Annotated in this window: 11 protein-coding genes; 5 read left to right on the top strand and 6 right to left on the bottom strand. The window is 48.3% G+C overall.

Features of this window, described 5'->3' with window-relative positions; genetic code table 11:
• Positions 1–43 precede the first annotated feature (43 nt).
• Positions 44–1,447, bottom strand: a complete 1,404-nt coding sequence (locus tag HRE53_RS06540) for a diacylglycerol kinase family protein (protein ID WP_235109592.1) — start codon at positions 1,445–1,447, stop codon at positions 44–46.
• Between HRE53_RS06540 and HRE53_RS06535 the strand changes: the two genes are divergently transcribed.
• The 3 genes from HRE53_RS06535 (at position 1,447) to stpA (ending at position 5,097) form a co-directional block, all read left to right on the top strand.
• Positions 1,447–1,998, top strand: a complete 552-nt coding sequence (locus HRE53_RS06535; protein WP_235109590.1) for a CDP-archaeol synthase — start codon at positions 1,447–1,449, stop codon at positions 1,996–1,998. The two genes, HRE53_RS06540 and HRE53_RS06535, sit on opposite strands and share 1 nt — an antisense overlap.
• 150 nt (positions 1,999–2,148) lie before the next feature.
• Positions 2,149–3,762, top strand: coding sequence for a B12-binding domain-containing radical SAM protein (locus tag HRE53_RS06530; RefSeq protein ID WP_212662716.1), 1,614 nt, complete (start codon positions 2,149–2,151; stop codon positions 3,760–3,762).
• 51 nt (positions 3,763–3,813) lie between these two features.
• Positions 3,814–5,097 carry a glucosylglycerol 3-phosphatase gene (stpA, locus tag HRE53_RS06525; protein WP_212662715.1) on the top strand — a complete coding sequence of 428 codons (1,284 nt, stop codon included), beginning with the start codon at positions 3,814–3,816 and terminating at the stop codon, positions 5,095–5,097.
• Between the two features lie 4 nt (positions 5,098–5,101).
• Here the strand turns inward: stpA and HRE53_RS06520 are convergent, their stop codons facing one another.
• The 3 genes from HRE53_RS06520 to gghA form a co-directional block, all read right to left on the bottom strand.
• Positions 5,102–9,148 (bottom strand): DUF4347 domain-containing protein, encoded by a 4,047-nt coding sequence (locus HRE53_RS06520; RefSeq protein ID WP_235109589.1) that lies wholly within the window; start codon positions 9,146–9,148, stop codon positions 5,102–5,104.
• A 543-nt stretch (positions 9,149–9,691) separates the two neighbouring features.
• The gene (gene glpK / locus HRE53_RS06515; RefSeq protein ID WP_235109588.1) at positions 9,692–11,200 is read right to left on the bottom strand and encodes a glycerol kinase GlpK; all 1,509 of its coding nucleotides are present in this window, start codon (positions 11,198–11,200) and stop codon (positions 9,692–9,694) included.
• Between the two features lie 17 nt (positions 11,201–11,217).
• Positions 11,218–13,737: a glucosylglycerol hydrolase gene (gene gghA, locus HRE53_RS06510; protein ID WP_235109587.1), complete on the bottom strand. Its 2,520-nt coding sequence runs from the start codon at positions 13,735–13,737 to the stop codon at positions 11,218–11,220.
• A 272-nt stretch (positions 13,738–14,009) separates the two neighbouring features.
• Here gghA and ggpS point away from each other — a divergent pair, with 272 nt between their 5' ends.
• A complete protein-coding gene (gene ggpS / locus HRE53_RS06505; protein WP_212662711.1) occupies positions 14,010–15,515 on the top strand; it encodes a glucosylglycerol-phosphate synthase in 1,506 nt (501 codons plus the stop codon).
• Between the two features lie 191 nt (positions 15,516–15,706).
• Entirely contained in the window at positions 15,707–17,356 is a 1,650-nt protein-coding gene (locus tag HRE53_RS06500; RefSeq protein WP_235109586.1) for an AarF/ABC1/UbiB kinase family protein, read from the top strand.
• 67 nt (positions 17,357–17,423) lie between these two features.
• On the opposite strand, the gene HRE53_RS06495 is transcribed toward HRE53_RS06500, so the two are convergent.
• Positions 17,424–18,065 (bottom strand): hypothetical protein, encoded by a 642-nt coding sequence (locus HRE53_RS06495; protein ID WP_235109585.1) that lies wholly within the window; start codon positions 18,063–18,065, stop codon positions 17,424–17,426.
• 206 nt (positions 18,066–18,271) lie between these two features.
• A complete protein-coding gene (locus tag HRE53_RS06490; RefSeq protein ID WP_235109584.1) occupies positions 18,272–18,646 on the bottom strand; it encodes a hypothetical protein in 375 nt (124 codons plus the stop codon).
• Between the last annotated feature and the right edge of the window lie 22 nt (positions 18,647–18,668).

Here is an 18,668-nt window from a genome sequence, read left to right as displayed (position 1 = left end):
GGGCAGTTGGGGAAGAGTATACATCGGCTCGTTAGCCCTCAGATTAACGGCAAAAAACTTGAGCATGGTTTGCCAAAACATTCATTTCGACGGAGCGGTAATTGATTTGTTCTCCGTCAACGGCAAGTAAGCCTTCAGAGCTCAGAGGTTCTAGGTGGAGACAGCGCACCTTGTAGTATTCCATCTCTGGAATGAGGATATGTTCTCCGGTGGCAATCTTCAGAAATGCCGTCAGTAAACGCCAGCGGGTAATTCCTTTACGAATGATTAAGACATCCATGTAGCCATCCGCTAATCGGGCATGAGGAGCTGCCAAAACGCTATGGGTGGCCCAAGCGACGTTCATCACCCAAAGGGCAATGAATTCTCCTTCGAGAACTTGCCAATCTGAGGATGGAGAATTCTCTATTTCTGCTGGCTGCGGCTCGGATAGGGGCGTTTGCTGAGGGGCATCAGGGCTAGGTTGCCAGTCTGGGGCTGGCAGAAAGGAAATCCGGCCTTGATAACTACGGAGGGCCAAGATGCTTAGAAATGCATAGACATCACTGCGCAAGGACCCGAGGAATTTGAGGAAACGGAGCTTATTGGACTTAATGTCGATATCACTAATCAAGGCCCAGGCGAGGGAGAGGATGCTGTAGTACTGTTTGCCATCCTGTTTGACGACACCCAGGTTAATGGGTTGGTACTGACCTTTGGCGATGATAAAGGCAGCATTACTCGGATCGTAGGTTTCTTGGGATAGGTCGAGAATGGTCTTTCCTAGACCGTTGCCTGTACCAGCTGGGATGATGCCGATGGGTTTTGCGATCGCAACCTCCGCATCAGCATGGGTCATCAGTCCATTGATCAATTCAAAAACGGTGCCATCACCCCCAACAACAATAAATCCATCTATTGTCGATAGGTCGAAGTCCCGGACAGCCTGGATGGTCCGATCTCCCCCCTGGGTTTCCAAAATGCTCACCTGGCAATGGGCATCTTCTAAAATGGCCTGAGTTGATTGAAAGACTTGTTTGGCCTGTCGTCGTCCACCCTTGGGATTGACTAAGACTTTGAGGTGGCGGGGCTTGACGGCTTGCTGGGGTTGAATGGGGTCGCTCTGTAATGCTTGGCGAATGACGTTAATCCACTGAGATCGCATCTGCTCTGTGGCACAGACAAACTCATATTCCCGTAACTGTCGGCGTTGGGGTACAGTCCTAGGAGCGGGATAGGCACATAGAATAAATCCGACGAGCCCTTGAGGATATTGCTTATCAGTGGGCCTGACGCCGACTACATCATCAAAGGCTAACGTTTGCCGCAGGCCAGCATGGAACCAGGACAAACTAGAGGTCGTCAACCAACCCCTGGCCTGAATATTGTCAACGGCTGGTTCGGAGTCGCTGACGAAAAAGAGTTGTTCCTCGAAGACAATATCCAATTTAATCTGTTGCGAAAACAATGCTTTTCTGGACTCACTTTGCCCAAGATACTTTAAATATTTTATGGCTTGGGGTTGGGCTATTCCTAGCTGGAGTTTTAGAGGCGTTTCTTTGGAAGACGAAACCTTTTGAACTTGTAAATATACCGATCCAGACCCAATGGTTTGGCGCTAATAAACGCTGGAGAGGATTGATTAGCTTACCATTAACCTGTGTTGTTAGTACCTTTTTTCTGCAGGTCTTTGAGGCTCAATTTTTCTCAAACTCAGGTCTGCAGATTCAACTCTCCAACTTTAATTTCCTCGAATATGGATTGTTAGTTGGCTTCATTTTTAACCTATCCGAGTTACCCAATTCCTTCGTAAAAAGACGGCTGGAGATTCCCCCTGGAGATGAAAACAACAAACTTTTCTATGTCATTGATCATATGGATTCCACCTATGGGGTGCTGATCCTATGGTTTTTCTATTTTCACTTTCCTCTCCATTTGGTGCTAACAGGAGCAATTGTGACACCGTTACTATTTATGGGGGCGACATGGGTGCGTAGACAGTTGGGTTTAAAGGCATAACCCTAGTTGACAAAATTGACAATGCACCCGACAAACCTGAGAAACTAGGATTAAATTTAGTCAATGCCTAAGGTTAAATCTACTCTCAGCACAAAAGACAAATAAGCGTTAAGATTCTTTGTATTTGGACTTAGGAGATGTGACCACTCTATGAGAGTTTTACTGATATACCCCCTCTTTCCAAAAAGTTTTTGGTCATTTGAGAAAACCTTGTCCTTAGTTGACAAAAAAGCATTATTGCCACCCCTGGGATTAGTGACGGTAGCCGCAATTCTGCCCCAAGAATGGGAATTTCGGCTAATTGACCGCAATATTGAAGCCGTGCCTGAGTCAGACTGGGACTGGGCTGAGATGGTGATTCTATCCGGCATGATTGTGCAGAAAGAAGATATGGTGGGCCTCGTGGAAGAGTCCCATCGCCGCGGCAAGAAAGTTGCGGTGGGTGGACCTTTTGCCACGTCTGTCCCTCAAGATTTGCAGGCCGTAGGTGCGGACTACTTGATCTTGGACGAAGGGGAACTGACCCTGCCCATGTTCATTGAAGCCATAGAACGTGGAGATGAGAGCGGCATCTACCGAGCGACGGAAAAACCTGCCGTTACCGATACGCCCATTCCTCGCTTTGACCTGCTGAAATTTCCTGCTTACGACAATATGTCGGTGCAGTTTTCTCGGGGATGCCCGTTTCAATGTGAATTTTGCGACATTATTGTCCTCTATGGTCGCAAGCCTAGAACCAAAACTCCTGAGCAACTGATCGGTGAACTTGATCGGTTGTGTGAGCTGGGGTGGCGTGGCAACGTGTTTATGGTTGATGACAACTTCATTGGCAATAAGCGCAATGTGAAACTGCTGCTCACCGAGCTGCGGGATTGGATGGCTGAGAAAGATTATCCCTTTAGCTTTGCAACTGAGGCATCCGTTGATTTAGCTCAGGATGAAGAGTTGATGGATCTGATGATTGAGTGCAACTTTAATAGTGTGTTCTTGGGGATTGAAACCCCGGATGAAGACAGCTTAAAGGTAACCAAGAAGTTCCAGAATACCCGGGACTCCCTCAGCGAATCCATCGATACCATGTCTGAGAAAGGGCTACGGATCATGGCCGGGTTCATTATTGGTTTTGATGGAGAAAAGAAAGGAGCGGGCGATCGCATTACCCGTTTCGTCGAAAAGACCAATATTCCCATTGCCCTATTCAGTATGTTGCAAGCTTTGCCTAATACCGCCCTGTGGCATCGCCTAGAAAAAGAAGGTCGCCTGATCCAAGGCCAAGAAGGAACCGGCAATCAAACCTCATTGATGAACTATGTTCCCACTCGTCCCATTGATGAAATTGCCAATGAATATGTAGAAGCCTTCTGCAATATTTATGATCCGGTGAAGTATTTGGATCGGACCTACCGTCATTTTATGAGTATGAAGATCCGTCCCAAATATGGGGGTTCGGGTAAAAGTTCTCTAAAGGTGAGTTGGATTGATATTCGAGCCTTGTCTACCCTGGCTTGGCGGCAAGGGGTGGTTCGTGAGACCCGCTGGAAATTCTGGATTAACTTGTTCCGGATTCTCCTAAAGAATCCACAAGTATTCACGCGATATCTGTCGGCATCTGCTTTTATTGAACACTTTATGGAATATCGACAAATTGTCCGGGAGGAAATTGAGTCGCAGTTAGCTGTGCATTTGGAAAATCATCCTCGGGTTGTGGTCAAGCCTGCAGAAGAATCTCCCAAACCGGAGCAAATTCCAGCTAAAACGGCTTAACGGCAACAGTCAAAAAGCTTTCAGCCGTTTTAATCTCTCTATCCACCCATCATGACTAACCCATCTTTGTCTAAGCAAACCTGGTCACTAGACCACGGCGCTTTGATAGACCTTTGCCAACGGCAAAATAATCTGTTAATCATTCAAGATTTAGATGGGGTGTGCATGGGGCTGGTGAAAAATCCGCTGACCCGAACCCTTGATCCAGCGTATGTCCGAGCGGCTCGCCACCTGGATGGACATTTTTATGTCCTCACCAATGGCGAACATATTGGCAACCGCGGGGTCAATCGCATTGTTGAGAAGACATTTGATGCGGGAACAGTGGCTCAAGAGGGCCTCTACTTACCCGGTCTCGCAGCCGGAGGCGTGCAATGGCAAGATCGATTTGGTACCGTGTCCCATCCAGGGGTTAGTTCCCAGGAATTGGACTTTTTGGCGGCGGTACCTAAGCAAATTAGTCAGCGTTTGCACCAGTTTTTTCAACGTCAGTCTGAGAATGATCCCAACATTCCAGCCTGTATCGAGGCAGCCGTATTAGACAATCCCGTTTCACCCACGGCAAATTTAAACGTCTTTTATGATCTGCTGGCTGACAAAATTGAGATTTATGCTCAGCTTCAGCAAGAGATGCAGGTGCTGACAGCAGAGCTACTGCAACAGGCAGAAGTCCAGGGACTGGGAAAATCTTTTTTTGTGCATTACGCACCCAATCTGGGGAAAGATGCTCAGGGGAATGAAATTTTGCAACCTGCGACTGCTGAAGATGCGGGGACAACAGATTTTCAATTTATGTTGCAAGGCGGCATTAAAGAGGCGGGGGTGTTGGCGATTTTGAATCGCTATTATCACCAACGAACCGGACAGTACCCTTTGGGCCCAGACTTCAATGCTCGTCAAGCTCCACAATCTCATGCTGCCCTGGTAGATTTAGTCAAAGAGAAATTTGACCCAGTTCACATGCCAACCCTAATTGGGGTGGGTGATACGGTCACCAGCAAGGCGGTTGAAGAGAATGGAGAATTGCGGTTTCAACGAGGGGGAAGCGATCGCAACTTCTTACACCTCATTCAAGCTCTGGGTCAGGAATTTGATACTCATAATATCGTGATTTATGTTGACAGCAGTGGCGGCGAGGTCAAAAACCGTAAGGCTTTGCAGCTAGAGAGAATATCTGATTCTCAGTCAGGGGCCAACTCACTCCATCGAGTCGTAACGGGGCCTGGCGACGATCGAGATACAGCAGATCCATTGACGCTGAATGTGGTTTTTCCTGAAGGGCATACACAATATATTCAGTGTTTTCAGGACATTGCTCGACGCCGCCATCACTAGAAGGTTAGACGATACTGTTAAAAGACCAGTTGAGAATCTCATGACTGTTTACTAGTCCGCCGGTACCGGCCGTAAATCCGATAAAAGCTTGATTTCCCAAGGCCCCAGCGAGATCAATGTTGGTGGATAATACTGCATCAGCAGGTTGGACATTAGTGTTGGATAAATAGACCTGTAAGAGATTGGTTGTGCCGTTATAGTTCACCCAAGCGGTGAGAGGATTGCCACTATTTAGATCAAAGGGAGCATTAACTGAGGCCAACGGATTGTTGGTACTACCATTGCTCAAGATTGATAAATGGTTGCTATTGAGTTCCATGGCGCCGTTATTGAATGTATCAAACTCGATGGCGATACTATTGGTTATGCCTCCATAGCCGAGGCCACCACCAATGCCGCCCAGGGCATTGCTCCCTGTAGGGCTATTTTGCAGTACTAAGCTAAAACCGTCAGCACCAGTTGTACCCTGGCCTCCCGTAATTTGGAACTGGAACTGGCTTGAGAAGCTAGTATTACCATCTACCTGAAAGGCCTGATTGAAAAAGGCACTCCCAGCCCGGTTGCTACTGGCAGGTGTTAAACGGAGTCGGCTATTGGTTCCTGATGCACTGCCATTGAGATTGAGGGAAGATAGGTTAGCAAAATTATTGAAGGATGCCGATAAATTGGGCTGTGGGGATTGGATGAGATTAACAGGTTCCCACTTCAGAATTTCTCCAGAGACGAGATCTACGCCATAGAGCCGACCATCCGGCCCCATCTTCATGTCCACCACAAAAGGAATATTAGAGTCAAAGACTTTAACATTCGAAATTTGACGATTATTATCGAAGGTTGCTGCATAGAGGGTGCCGTTGTTGACATCCCCGAACATTAGCGTATTGCTATTGTAAAAATCTCCGACGGTAATGGCGTTGGCATTATCCGGTGCTCCATGACTCTGGGATAGGAGGGGAAAAATGGCTGCTGCATCTCCAGGATCATTCCGATTTCCATTGTTGTAGAAGGAGATGGCTGGGGACAAGTCTTGATAGCCACCGGTTGGATTGGGGCCTTCTAGGTAAGGCCAACCAAAATTAGAACCGGCGATTCCAGTATTAATTTCTTCCCACTGGGTCCAGCCCACATCACCGATCACAGGTAAGTTTGTCACTGGATCAAAGGTAAAGCGGTAAGGGTTACGGAGTCCTGAGTAAAACACTTTGGATTGATTGCTGTTGGCATCACCATTAAAGAAGGGATTGGTGGAAATCCCTTGGCCTGTGAGGGGATCGATGCGGAGCACTTTACCGGAAAGATTGTTGATGTCCTGGACTCGAACCCCACGAGGATCGACGAAGTTATAGGAGGTGCCGTCTCCATTGCTGAGATACAAATACCCGTCGGGGCCAAATTCTAAGTCACCAATGGAATGGGATTCACTATCGGTGGCTAGGTAATCCCGAATATTTTGATTTTGAGCCCCTGGACGATTCGGGTCATTATCTTGGCTACCGAGATCAATTTGGCTAGAGGGAGCGGTAATGGTGGTGCCATTGACAATCCCAGAGGGGGAGATAGAGAGATTGCCCGTACTGTTGCTATCGGGCTGACTGGTGTTGGCCCAGGTACTGTTGGTGCCAGCTAAGACAACTAAGCTATTGGGATCTGCAACCATTGTGGTGGGATCGACCGTGAGCCGCACCATCCGCGAGGGGCGATTGCCATTGGCATCTGGAGCAGCTAAGCCTGTATTGCCAATGGTCTCGGGTGGATCGTAGGTATAGAGTAAATAGACATAGGGTAAATTAGGAAAATCTGGATGAATGGCTAGTCCTAGTAAGCCGCGATCTCGTGTGTCATTCACCTGGCTGGATAGATCGACTAAGGGGGTGGATTGGAGCACGCCATTATCAATGACCTGAACAACTCCATCCTTTTGAGCAACCAACAGATAGCGACCATCAGGTGTCCAATCGAGAGTGGTGGGTTGTGTTAGTCCTGAAACTGCTGTCGTGCGATTGAGGTTGCCCAAGGCCAAGTCATTATCAAGAATGGTGATATTGGTAATGTTATTCCCGAGAGTTCCACCGTTTGGGTTAGTTAAGGTAACGGAAAATGTCTCGTCTCCTTCGACAAAGACATCATTGAGGATAGGAATAGTCAAGGTTTGGGTGGTTTGGCCGACGGCAAAGTTTAGGGTGCCGGATGTTGCCCTATAGTCTTCGCCAGCAACTGCTGTGCCGTTACGGGTACTGAAATCAACGGATGCTGTGCTAGAACTATTGCCGCTCCGTTGAACCGTGATCGAGGCAGTTGCGGTTCCTTCTTCCACGCTAATGGCAGTATCCGTGACGGATAACGTGGAAGCTGCATCATCATCAATGATTGTAACCAGGGTGGTGCGGGGTGCTCCCAAGCCACCGTTGCTGGGGTTTTGGATGCCGACGGAGAAGATTTCGTTCCCCTCCAATAGGGCGTCATCAATGATGGGGATCGTAAACGTCTTCACCGTTTCACCAATGCCAAAAGTAATTTCACCTGTATTGCTGCGCCCGTTTAAGGTGGGAGTGATGAAATCTACGTCGGTTAAGGCTGTGTCTGAACTACCCACTTCATTGGTGGTGTACTCAAGGGTGGCTGGAGCTAGGGCTGATCCTGAACGAATGGCTGTGATGGTGACAACGCCAGCCGATTCATTAACCAGGATGGGATTATTAGTATCAGCTAAGGAAAAGGTCTCCACAACAGGGTCTGGAACCTCTAACAATCCAGTGCCCAGTGCTAAATAAGCGACCTCTTCAAAGACGTGCTGAGTTTCCCTCTCCCTCGATTGCTCCTCTTCTAAAAAGAGGGTGGTGCCGGTCGTGTCTAGGGTCCGATAACGAATCGAAAAAGGATCGCCACCATTGTTGGTGTTGGATTGAGCTAGAAATACGGGTATATCATTGCCGCTAAAGACGTTATCAAAGCTGGCAGTGGAATCTTGATGATTACTTGAGATTTGATTGGCAATGAAGGGGACACTGCTAAAGGTGCCGCTACCGGGTGCGATCGCAATCCAATCCACTTCTTCCACAGCATGGGTTTGATCCGCAGCTTCTTCCTCTTGCAACCTTAAATCAAAGCCAGTGGTCGAAACATTCCTGAGCCGCTCTGCCACGGCGGCAGCTTCATTTTCGCTAGTCGTTTGGGCAAATAGTAATGGTGTGTCATTGAATGCAGTAGAAAAATCAATCGAATCCCAGTTGTTATTGCTCTGGCTGCTCCCAGCCTGGAGGACGGTACCATCCGCTAGGGTATGTGTGCCTTCCTCTACAACCAGATAACCCAGGGACTCGGTGGTATGTCGTTCATCGAGGTATTCCCACTCGTCAATGCGAATCTCGAAACTGTTATTGGCTACATTTCGGATCCGAACGGTTGAAGGATCAGGCCCATTAAAGGAGGGTGGTCCAGCAATGACGACGGGATTTGTATAGGTTGCTTGGAGTGTAATCTGAGTCCATTGATGATTGAGATTGTCTATCCTGCCACTTTCACCAATTGTTGCTAACGTCCCTTGATAAGCGACTTGGCCAGCACTGCTCAGAGCTACGGTCGTTTCTACCAATCCCACGCTTGATTCTAAGAACCAATCTCCCTCTTGACCCGTTAAGTCATTTGAGGCAGCAACATCTGACTCTGTGATGGCACTGATCTCTTGCAGGAAGGTTAAGTCATCACCAGCGCTAATGTTGCAGCCATAAAACAATAGATCGCCATGGTCTGCTAGAGCCTCGCCCCAGCTTTCAAGGTCATTGGTGTAAGTATTGAGGTTGTTTTGAGTTAAAGCTGTGTTGCCTAGTTGGACTGTTCCCTGGCTACCATGAGAAATGATGTGAATACTATCTAAGTCTTGAAACTGAGACAGAGTCTGGGCAATTACTTCGATAGTATCCGTGGGATCATCGAGTAAAAAGACTTGATCAACGTCTAATTCTTGGATCAAGATATCTGTTTGTGATAGCTCAGCATCAATAAAAGCAACGGATAAGATCGGTTGCCCTGGGTCAAATGAAGTATGGTTCATTGTTATTAATTAAGATAAGCAAAACACGATATAAGCCTCAGCGTTGTCTTACCTCTCTAGACACAGGGGTGTATCCGTTCGAGACGCTGATCGAAAATTGACGCAGGACTCTATAGCGCTTCTATTGTTCAAGAAGCGCCATAGCAAACCTATTGCAAGGAGAAAACCTGGCAATATTTTAGATAGTCCTAAGTTAGGGAAAAAACGGTTCTACAGCCAAAAAAAATGATGCCAACGCCATCTCGATGAATGGATATTGATTCGTTAATGGATGTGATGATTCTCTAACGCAGATAATATCGTTTCTCTACTGAGAAACTAATTTAAACTGAGTTTATATTAGCTATTAATAGATTTTTTTTTAAAAGGTAAATAGTTGTATATTGATTAATTTTTTATTGTATATAAATTGATGAGATGAAAATCTCATTCGAGATTCTATTCCTAATAGATTCTATTGTGGACATTTTATTCTCGCCTGGAAAATTGAAATGACCCTTCTGTTATCGAGTTGAAGGCGAGAACAAAATGTCGCGGTTGATACTAGTTGGCCCAATCTTTAGCGCGTTCCACTGCTTTTTGCCAGGTTTTAAAATTGGCTTGAGCCGCTTGGATATTGGTGCTGGGTTGAAAAACTTGATCAATTTTTCGAGCAGCGACTAAAGCTCCATAGTCTTTCCACATCCCTATGGCTAGCCCGGCCCCAAAGGCTGCCCCTTGGGCCGTAGCATCCAAAACCACAGGGCGTTCAACGGGAATACCTAGGACATCGGCTTGATACTGCATCAAGAAATTGTTCTGACAAGCGCCACCATCAACTTTGAGTTGCTGAATGGGAGCGCCACAGTCTTGATTGACCGCATCGACGACTTCCTTGGTTTGGTAGGCGATCGCTTCTAATACTGCCCGCACCATATGCTCTCGCTGGGCCCCGCGAGTAATTCCCAAAAAGGCCCCTCGAGCGCTCATATCCCAATGGGGGGCTCCGAGGCCACTGAGGGCCGGGACAAAATAGACCCCGCCATTATCTTCGACGGCTTTGGCCAACCCTTCTGTCTCGGCAGCATTGGTAATGAGCTTGAGGCCATCTCGCAACCACTGAATGCAGGCTCCAGAGGTGAACATACTGCCTTCGATGGCATAGCCAGTTTGGACTTGACTATGATCTGTTTGAGTCCAAGCCACGGTAGAGAGCAGGCGATTCTTGGATCGAGCAATTTCATTTCCTGTATGGGCCACCAAAAAGGAGCCGGTACCATAGGTACATTTGAGGGAACCGGGGCGATCACAGCCGTGGGCGAACAAGGCCGCTTGCTGATCCCCAAAGATGGCGGCAATGGGAATTTCCTGGCCCAAGAATTTGGCGTCGGTTTTGCCAAAGACCCCTAAGCTGGGATGAATTGCGGGCATAAATGACTGGGGAATGCCAAATAGATCAAGGAGATGGTCATCCCAGGTGCCTTGGCTTAAATTCAACAGTAGGGTACGACTGGCATTGCTGTGATCCGTGGCGTGAACCTTGCCTCCTGTGAGATTCCACAAGGCCCAGGTATCGATGGTGCCTGCGATCACGTTGTCTAAATTGAGATTGGGGTTTTGCTTCTTAACCTCTGCTAGGAGCCACGCTAACTTACTCCCTGAAAAATAGGCATCGAGGACCAAACCGGTGCGATCGTAAATATCCTGGGTATGGCCTTGCTCTGCCAGCTGGTTACAGTAGGCTGCGGTGCGTCGATCTTGCCAAACAATGGCTTTGTGCAGTGGCTGCCCCGTGGTTTTATCCCACAGCAAACAGGTCTCTCGCTGCACGGTCAGTCCGATAGCAGCGATCTGAGCGGGATCAATTTTGGCTTGGGCGACTACCGTTTCCATGGCCCAGCGGGTATCACGCCAGATTTCTAAGGCATCATGCTCCACCCATCCTGGTTGAGGATAATACTGAGGAAGCTCTTTATAGGCCTGATCGACGATCTGGCCATCTTGGTCGAAGAGAATGGCACGATTGCCAGTGGTCCCCAAATCCAAGGCCATGATGTAGGTGGCTGAAGTCATGATCTTCCTCGAAGGGTTTACACAATCTTCTCTAGGAGTAACCCTTGAGTGTCCCTTAGTTCAAAAGATCTTAAGCTTTCGACATCATTACCAATTTCTAAGCCGGGAGAGGTCAAGACGACTCGCCATTCGCTTAGTTCTAGCTGTAACCAGTCCCCTAGAGTAACGGTGGCGGGATCACCTCCCATATGGCTAACCATGACAATATCTTCGGACTGTTCAATGCCAGGGCCATGCTGGCTGCGCTGTCCATAGAAGAGGGTGTAGGTTTCCTCGGTGATGCGGTTGAAGCGATCGCGTTCGGTTAAGTTCTCGCCTAGCCAAGGATGAGCAAACCGATATTGACGTGCGGCTAAATTGAAGGCCACTTGTTCAGGGTTTAAGCTGTCTCCCCAATGTTTAACGTTGGAAAAGTCATAGCCATCTTCCATAAAAGCTCGGGCAAACTGTTTCAGCTTAGGCACATCCAAGTCGTTGAGAAATTCGGGACGATCCGAATGTTTCAATGATTCCAAACTGATATTGGTACAGACATTCGTTTCTCCTGCAAAACAACGCCGACAGGATTCCGCTACCATTTCCAAGTTGTAATCTGATTCCAGCATGGTGGCTTGCAACGCTTTCGAAAACTGACGCAGCATCTCTAGATCCGTAAACCCGAGGGCTTTGAGTTGGGGAAACACTTCAGGAGGCTGAAATAATTCTGGTGTGAGCTGCCAGTCAAGGAAGCCAATTTCTTCAGAAACCACTTTGACGCCATATAGCTCATCCGTATTCCGGAAGAAGCCCCAAGCTCCTCGGAAGTTGGCATTGAGAAATTCCATAGGTAAGCCTGGGCAAAACCCCAGTACCCACAGCTTGATGGCAGGATTGTCATAGGCGGTTTTGGTGACCTCGACGAGGGTATCTCCCAAATGCCAGTTAATCGGGCCTTCTGGATCGATTTGATTGCCCCGGCGAACGGTGTCATGGTTGGCGCAGCCGGTAATCCAATTAGAGCCTTGGAACATGACCTCGCAGACTCGTCGCCATTTTTGATCCCAAAAGTGTTGGAGAGCTGGGGTATTGTGGGCAAAAACTAGGGGTCCCCACTGGTAGGAATGGGGTTCGAGCTCAACCAGCTCCAGATAGCGAGAGGTCTCTTCCCAGCCCTCTTGGGGCCAAGGACGGCCATCTTCAAAGATGGTAAACATCAGGCGTTCGTTGCCTTCTATCTCTTGGACAATGTTGCCCATAGCCCTTAGATAGCCGTCGTCCTGTTCGACTAAGTTGGTGAGGGGATTGAAAAAACGAAAGTCCTGTCCCCCATCTACTCGAATGCCATCGGCCCCGGTATTGTTTTTGCGACGCTGCATTTCCAAGAGGATGGCACGGACTGCAGGTAATTGGTGGTTTAAATCCTGGCCATACATGTTAGGGCCTTTCAAGTACTGGCGGCTAATGAGCTTTTCGCACTGGTTATCGGCATGGCCGTACACCAGGTCATAGATGACTTGAATGGGCCCTTGAAAAAAATTATGGAGCGTGGCAATAAAGTCGATGATTTCGTCGGGGCGCAGGGTTTCTAGGACGGATGGATTGGTGGCTGTGGAGCCAATAATGGGCACGTCGTAGCCCCAATTCTGGGTATTGGGTTTTCGCAGGGTGATTTTGATGGTTTGGGTATCTTCATCCGTGAGGCTGGTCGGCTCAGGGGGGCGGGCAAAGAACTCATGATGGTGGTTGTCTTGGTCTAAGCGATATTCAATGGTGGGCTCCATGGGCAATAGCTCGATGGCGTCGTAGCCCACATAGTTCTGTTCTACAGGGGTGAGATCTTCCCCTTGAGCGAGTTTGTCTGAGATGCGCTGGTAGATGCGTGTCAGGCCCGCAAGGGTGCCTTCGGGAGAAGCGGTATGAACATGGAGCTGCAGGATGCAGACCGGCGCCGGGAGTCGAGGCGGTGGATTTTTTAAGTCAGACGCTAAGAATCCTTTGCGAGATTTTGTCTGAGCCCCCGTTGCCTTTAAATAGTCCAAATCTGATCGCTGACGCTGGAGCCGATCGCTGTCATAGAGTTCGGCGGGGGCAAAGACCCCGTAGGGGAGGGAATAGGCTAAGGGGTCGCGAGTGGTTTTTACGCGTCCTTGATTGTCGATATAGCGGAGCCAGTAGAAGCTGCCTGCTTGGTCGCGAGTGCCGGGGCGAAGTCCTTTAATCACGCCCCAAATATATTCACCCTGGAGGATGAGGGGGATGCGATCACGTTGCCAAGTCACTTCTTGCTCAGCAGCCCGGAAGTCAATGGCTTCTAGGGGGGTAAACACTTCTAGATAAATACTGCGCTCGGACTGAATCACTTCAGCGGCCAGCCCAGGGGTCCAGAAACCGATTTCTGTGAGACCGTCTTCTCGGTAATAGGCTCCTAATCGGGTGGCGAGGAGTTGGCCTGTTTGAAAATAGGTAGCGTCAGATTGGTCAATGTTGGCGGCCCAGTCTAGTAAGACTTGTGTTTCTTGGTCATCTAAAACGGGCTCAGGAAAAGCGGAATCAACCACAGTTTTTGCGACATGAAGGGCGTTTTTGCTGTTGTCCAGCCTAACAGAAAGCAGCAAACATTTATCAGGGCTTAATTTGCAGAGTGGGGCATGTTGGCATAGGGTAATCTTGGGGTCATCTCTGATTGCAAAGGATTTTGAGACGGGTGCTGTGGGGTAAAACTCAACTCGTCCATGCCCACAGCATTACAAAAGATACAGCGATGTTGTGGGCGCTCGAACTTTGACATCCCCATTGATCTAGATGACCGTGACAAATAGGAGGCCATCTGATGAAATCTTCCCTAGTGATTCTTTACCACCGTGAACCCTATGATGAGGTGATTGAGAACGGTAAAATTCACTATCGGCCCAAGAAAAGTCCCAATGGCATTTTGCCGACCTTGAAAAGCTTTTTTGCCAGTGTGAATCAGGGGACTTGGATTGCCTGGAAACAGGTGACGGCAAAGCAACGCAATAGCTTTGAAACCCTAGTCACGGTAGAAGGCGAGGGTAATTACAACGTTTGTCGTATCCCTTTGAGTGCCGATCAAGTTAAACACTTCTATCACATCACGTCTAAAGAGGCGTTTTGGCCGATTCTCCACTCCTTTCCCTACCACTTCACCTATGAGTCTTCGGACTGGGAAAACTTTCACACCATCAATCGTCTGTTTGCAGAAGCAGCTTGTGAGCAAGCGGCAGATGATGCCTTAATTTGGATTCATGACTATAACCTGTGGATGGCGCCTCACTACATCCGCCAACTCAAGCCCAACGCCAAGATTGCCTTTTTCCACCACACTCCTTTCCCTTCTGTCGATATTTTCAATATCTTGCCCTGGCGAGAAGAAATTGTAGATAGCCTGCTGTGTTGCGATATTGTTGGCTTCCATATTCCTCGCTACTCAGAAAACTTTGTTAATGTGGCCCGCAGCCTCCGGCCTGTGGAGATTGTGGAACGAGGCCCGATTCCTGAGCATATTACGCCCGTGGGTACGGCTTTGGCTGAACCCAATATGACCACCTACCTGCGTTATAAAGGTCAGCTCGTCAATATCGATGCCTTTCCAGTGGGCACCAATCCCAAACATATTTTGGAAACCCTCAGTCAGCCCACTGCCCAGAAACGTCTGGCAGCAATTAAAGAAGACCTGGGCGGTCGCAAATTGATTATCGCTGCCGGTCGTGTGGATTATGTAAAAGGCAACCGCGAAAAACTAGAAGCCTTTGGTCGCTTGCTGAAACGCCGACCCGATCTCCACGGCAAGATCACTTTTGTGATGACCTGCGTATCGCCAGCCACGGGAATGCGCATCTACAAAAAGGCCCAAAGTGAAATTGAACAGCAGGTGGGTAAAATTAATGGTCAGTTTGCCCAGCTCGGCTGGACACCAATTTTGCTCTATACTCAGCCTCTTTCCTTGGAAGAGCTGCTCAGCTACTATCGGGTGGCGGATATTTGTTGGACAACGCCCCTGAGAGATGGCCTCAACTTGGTGGCCAAGGAATATATTATTGCCAAAGATAAGCAGCCTGGGGTCTTGGTGCTGTCGGAGTTTGTGGGAGCGGCGGTGGAACTGCCAGAAGCGATTCTCACTAATCCCTATTCGATTGATCGGATGGATGAGTCGATAGATAAAGCCTTGGCGATGTCTGATGAAGAGAGCCAAGCTGCCATGACCAAAATGTTTGAGACGGTCACCAAGTATGACGTCGATTATTGGGCGAATCATCTTTTGCAAAAGTTCAAAGCGATTCAATCGGCTCCCTCTGAGAACCAAGCCTCAGTTTCTTAGGCTGGTCTAACGGGTAACGGCGGCTTTGCACCTATTTAATCGTTTTGAATTAATAGGTGTGATGTTGTTGTTCTTGGGCCTATCCTGCTGAGCCGAGGCCAAAGAACATGGATTCCACCGCAACCAGCGGCCCAACCGAGTTTTGAGCTAGGATCACTTCTAACCATTCGACTCACCTCACAGGAGGCATTGTGTTCTCAGGGTTAACGCAAACGGCCTCCCGGCAACGCGAAATCATTGAAGTCGTCCTCCGCAATGGCTGGGACTTCATGCAGCAGCTACTAACAGGGGGTAAAGCAGATCAGCCTGCGTTACCGACGCCTGCTGTGCTGCGTAATATTTTGGTGGATTTGGGGCCAGTCTATGTCAAATTAGGCCAGCTTCTGAGTACGCGCCCTGATATTCTGCCCGCACCCTATATTGAAGCGTTGTCCACGCTGCAAAGCAAGGTCCCTCCCGTTGCCTGGGTTGAAATTAAGGCAGTGATTCAGCAGCAAATTGCCCAGGAATTGCGGTCCCAGTTTAAAGAGATTGATTCCACCCCGGTGGCATCGGGGTCCATTGCCCAAGTGCATCGGGCTATCCTAGCCAACGGTCAGCAGGTGGCTATTAAAGTGCAACGACCGGGGATTGATGGTGTCGTTAATCAAGATATTGCCCTAATCAACACCCTTGCGGATCTGGCGTCACGAACCGATATTGGCAAAGATTATGACCTCAAGTCATTGGCAGCAGAGTTTTCTAATGCTCTCTTAGATGAACTGGATTTCACTGTTGAAGCTAGCCATACAGAGCAGCTGCGCCAAAATCTATCCACCAGCCGCTGGTTTGATCCGCAGGAATTAGTGGTTCCTAAAATTAATCTGGCCTTGACCACGCAAAAAGTGCTGGTGATGCAGTGGCTAGAAGGCGAACCCTTACTGTCAGCAAATTTGCCCTATTCCCAACAGGAACCTAAGATCGATAGTGCCCGTCGGCAGGTGACCACTTTGTTGTTTCGGGCATTTTTGCAGCAAATCTATGTGGATGGTTTCTTCCATGCCGACCCCCATCCCGGCAATTTGTATTATCTCAACGATGGTCGAGCGGCGATCCTAGACTGCGGAATGGTCGGACGCTTGGACCCTAACACCCAGCAGATTTTGACGGAAATGTTGTTGGCGATTGTGGATCTGGATGCTCAGCGCTGTAGCCAGCTGACGCTGCAGTTGGCGAAAACCCGACGGGCGGAGAATTTGGCCCAGCTCGAAAGTGATTTTGAAGCTCTGCTGCGCAAGTACTATAACCGGAATCTGGCGGAGATTAACCTGGGGGAGGTACTGTATGAAGTGCTGCAAGTTGCCCGCTCGAACAAGCTGAAATTGCCGGGAAATGTAGGGCTATACGTAAAAGCCTTGGCTAATTTGGAAGGGGCTGCACGAACCTTTGATCCCAAATTCAATGTCTTAGATGAAATTAAGCCGTTGATGAGCGATTTGTTCCGACGGCAGTTGGTGGGAGAAGATCCGTTGCCGACGCTGCTGAGAACGGCCCTCGATTTGAAGAATTTCTCCTTGCGATCGCCCCGTCAGTTAGAGCAACTCCTGGACCAAGTGACGTCAGAATCCTTGCAGTGGAACTTAAATCTTCTGGGTCTCAATGGCTTACGGATTACGGTGGATAATGCTGCCAATCGCTTGTCGTTCAGCATTTTGGTGGGGTCGCTGATTATGGGGGCGGCGATGATTTCGGCGGAGAAACAAACGGCGTTGTACTGGTTGAGTAATACTCTGTTTGCGGTGGCGAGCTTTTTGGGATTGTGGTTGGCGGTTAGTATATTGCGATCGGGTAATCTTCGTTAATTTGAATTTTTAGGTGTAAAGTCATTTGATTTTATAGGTGTGACTTCAGAAAGGTTTTACCGATCAGCTACTCGACATCATCTCCTAGTTTGGTCAGGGTGTTCGTCTGGATGACTTTTCTTTGAGAGAGATCCAGAAGACTCGCCATTTTCGTTCCATTTTTGACATACACCACCAGCAAGCGATTGCCAGTTAATGCTTGTAAGTTCAAAAGCTGACTGATATCCGTCAAGACCTCAACATACTGTTTACCAAACGCATCTGAAATCGCGATAGTCCGGTGATCTCTGCTGTCTAGATACTTGTCACCATTGGTATCCTTCTTTAGGACCTGATAGACAAACCGAGCAGTTTTCTTGATCTTTTTCTCTTCTGGGTTGGGGGCTTGTTCGTCGAGAGGATACTGTGTGGCTTCAAAAATAGTGTATTGATTCGTGTCGAACAGACTGTGAGACTCTAAAGAACCAGAATCCAAAAACACCAGATTGGCAATGCCGCCCCCCTTGCGTGAATAGAATTCAGAAGAGGATATGCGGGATTTACCTGCTGTCACTTGCGCGATATTGGCGACCAGATAAGGTGTACCTGGAATGGATTCAAAGGCATATAGGGCTTTGTCTGGCTTTGGATCGGTTGCTTGAGCTTGATCATTAGAGAACCGCCTCACAATGGGGACTCGATCACAGGCCCAGAGCACAGGAGTGCTCATCAACACTAATAATACTGATGACCAGCCTTTAGAGATTACAGATGGCTTTATCATGCCGAAAAAATTTCTCACCCTATACCCAGCTTTTTGGGCATAATCTCATCTAACCTTGACTGATGCATTGATAAATATCACACCCAATGTTCAGTTGATGGGTATACAAGGTTAAGCCAAACCTTGAAAAATGCTCGCAAGATAAGGGTGAATTAAAAACGAATGCCTGCTGATTCCAACTCCACCAATGTTTTTGTCAGGATCTTTACTGTTCGTTGGCGTTGTTTCCATGACTTGAGAGAAGCGGGATAAATGGCTAACCAGTGATTAAACCCTTGATAGGTTGTACTGTTCTGGCAAACTAAGTTTTTTGTGGCAGGTAAATGTTTTTGCTGCAATATCTCAATGCAGTGCCTGACTTCATGGGAGGAGGCAAATTCTAAGGCAAACCCATCAATTGTGACTACCAAGTAGGGAAATCCTTTTGCAAAGATGCAGGGTGGGAAGGCGGGTTCATACTGATCTGCGTTCCTCCATTCTGTCGTTGGCGAAGCTTCAAGTACAGCTTTATGCACCCACCAACTCATTGGGCTGAATCTCCGCTGTGGG

This window comes from Acaryochloris sp. 'Moss Beach' (genome assembly GCF_021497025.1).
Lineage (GTDB): Bacteria > Cyanobacteriota > Cyanobacteriia > Thermosynechococcales > Thermosynechococcaceae > Acaryochloris > Acaryochloris marina_A.
Note: the sequence above shows the minus strand (reverse complement) of the source record. Positions and strands in the feature narration are given on the sequence as shown.